This window comes from Chromobacterium sp. INPA-IVC (assembly GCF_059047085.1).
This window is the reverse complement of sequence record NZ_JBTNLS010000019.1, coordinates 1-1,930: the sequence shown is the minus strand read 5'-3', so window position 1 is coordinate 1,930 and position 1,930 is coordinate 1. Positions and strand designations below refer to the sequence as shown.

The 1,930-nt window shown below is 64.2% G+C and carries 3 protein-coding genes and 1 pseudogene; all 4 read right to left on the bottom strand.

What is annotated here, in order from left to right; genetic code table 11:
- On the bottom strand, positions 1–285 hold a 285-nt coding region (locus ACX17K_RS21945; protein WP_493776424.1), incomplete at its 3' end, for an ExbD/TolR family protein.
- A gap of 10 nt (positions 286–295) precedes the next feature.
- Complete coding sequence (locus ACX17K_RS21940; protein WP_046159195.1) at positions 296–739, bottom strand: ExbD/TolR family protein; 444 nt, start codon at positions 737–739, stop codon at positions 296–298.
- 6 nt (positions 740–745) lie between these two features.
- Positions 746–1,492 carry a MotA/TolQ/ExbB proton channel family protein gene (locus tag ACX17K_RS21935; protein WP_021476090.1) on the bottom strand — a complete coding sequence of 249 codons (747 nt, stop codon included), beginning with the start codon at positions 1,490–1,492 and terminating at the stop codon, positions 746–748.
- A 39-nt stretch (positions 1,493–1,531) separates the two neighbouring features.
- A pseudogene (locus ACX17K_RS21930) lies at positions 1,532–1,930 on the bottom strand (hypothetical protein); the annotation flags it as partial.

Sequence of the window (1,930 nt, the reverse complement as noted above, 5' to 3'; positions counted from 1 at the left end):
CTTCCCCGCCGCCGACAGCCTTGTCTCCAGCGCCTCCCGGTTCGGCAAACGCTCGCCGTTCCACATCACCGCGTTGTCCGGCGCGATGTCGATCTGCACCACCACCGGCTTCGCCAACGGCTTCGACGGCGTGTTCTGCGGCATGTCCAGCTTCACCGCGTGCGTCTGGATCGGAATCGTGATGATCAACATGATCAGCATCACCAACATCACGTCGATCAACGGCGTGGTGTTGATTTCCATCATCAGGTCGTCTTCTCCCGACGAACCCACATTCATCGCCATGTCTCTTCTCCTACTCGCCGCCGCCGGGCGCCGGCGGCTCCGTGATGAACGCGATCTTCACGATCCCCGCCTGTTGCACCGCCAGCACGATGCGGCCGATCGGCGCGTATTTCGCCGTCGCGTCGCCCCGGATGTGCACTTCCGGCTGCGGGTCTTTCTTCGCTTCCTTCACCAGCCGCGCCAGCAATTCCTGCTGGTCCTTCACCGGCGACATGTTCCAGTAGATGCGGCTGTCCGGCCCCACTCCCAGCACCACGTTCTCCGGCTTGGTCTGCGTCGGGATGTTCTGCTCTTTCGGCAGCGTCATCTTCACTGTCTGCGTCACCACCGGCACCGTGATCAGGAAGATGATCAGCAGCACCAGCATCACGTCCACCAGCGGCGTGGTGTTGATCGCCGACAGTACCTGGTCCTCGTCGCCCTTGCCGTGGCCAAATCGTTTGTAACGGGCCATATTCGATTACCGGCTCGGGGTGTTCAGCAGGCTGGCGTGCAGACGGCCCGACACCACGCGCACGTTGTCCAGCACCAGCTTGTTGCGGCGCACCAGCCAGTTGTATCCCAGCACCGCCGGCACCGCCACCGCCAGACCGATCGCGGTCATGATCAGCGCTTCGCCCACCGGACCGGCCACTTTATCGATGGAAGCCTGGCCCGAGGTGCCGATCTTCACCAGCGCGTGGTAGATGCCCCATACGGTGCCGAACAGGCCGACGAACGGCGCGGTGGAACCCACGGTGGCGATCACCGACAGGCCGTTCTGCATGTGGTGGCTGGCGGAGTCCACCGCGTCCGAAATCGCCATCGCCACCCAGGTGTTCAGGTCGACGCGGTTGGCCAGTTCGCCCTTGTGCTCGGCGGCCGCCTCGATGCCGGCTTGCGCCACCGCGCTGTACATGCCTTCGTCCGCCAGTTCGCTGGCGGCTTTTTGCAGATCCGAGCCGTGGTGGCCCAGCAGTTCATGCCCCTGCTTGATCAGGCGGCGTTGTTCCAGCAGCTTGACGATGCCGACGTACCAGGTGGAGGCCGACATGATCAGCAGAATGATCAGCGTGCCCTTGGCCACGAAGTCGCCTTGCGACCACAGCGCGTCGATGCCGTACGGATTGGAGGTGCTGACGGTCTCCGCCGCCAGCGCCGGCAGTGCGGTCAGCAGGCCGGCGGCGCCCAGGACTTTGCCCAGCAGTGCGCGAGTGTTCTTGATCATGGTATTTGCTCCTTTGTGTCTTGAGATGCCCTGGGCGACTTAGGCGCCAGAGTCGAGTTTGAAGCCGAATTCCTGCTTCAGCTGGGAATTGGCCTGGCAGGTGTAACCCTGCAATGCGGTGGTGATCGCCGACTTGAAGCTGCTGCGGTAACGCGGCGGAATGTCGCCGCTGAAGTTGAAGCTGGCCTCGCCGCCGAACTTGCCGCTGGCGCCCACGCTGAACACCACCGACACCACGCCCTGGATTTCGTCTTCCTGGGCCTTGGACGGATACTCCGGCGCTTCCAGGTGGCTGCAGTTGGCTTTGGCCGAGACCGGGCCTTTCGGCGCTTCCACCGGGGCCGGCGTCGGCGCCGGTTGCGGCTTCGGATCGGACGTCACCGCCTGGATGGCGTTGGCCGATTGCGTGACCGGCGGCGGATTCACCACCGGCGGCAC